This is a genomic window from Desulfocicer niacini, from assembly GCF_054657595.1.
In genome coordinates this window covers 1-308 of the sequence record NZ_BAAHYK010000214.1, presented here as the reverse complement: position 1 = coordinate 308, position 308 = coordinate 1, and the positions used below count along the sequence as shown (strand labels likewise).

Here is a 308-nt window from a genome sequence, read left to right as displayed (position 1 = left end):
GCTCTGAAGGCTCTGGAATGTGATGATCCTGCGGGTGATGATGCCAAATGCATTGGCGAACTCCTCGGTGTTCTTGATTCCTATGTGGAAGAACCTGTGCGTGACACGGACAAAGATTTCCTCATGCCCATCGAGGATGTGTTCAGCATCTCCGGTCGTGGTACCGTGGTCACAGGTCGTATTGAACGTGGTGTTATCAAGACCGGTGAAGAAATCGAGCTTGTGGGTATTCGTGATACGACTAAAACCACATGTACCGGCGTTGAGATGTTCAGAAAACTGCTGGATGAAGGCCGTGCCGGTGACAA

1 protein-coding gene is annotated in these 308 nt (G+C 50.6%); it reads left to right on the top strand.

Annotation, left to right across the window (positions count from 1 at the left end; translation table 11 throughout):
* The coding region (locus tag ACYQ2M_RS25445) for an EF-Tu/IF-2/RF-3 family GTPase (protein WP_459919197.1) at nt 1-308 on the top strand (308 nt) is incomplete at both ends.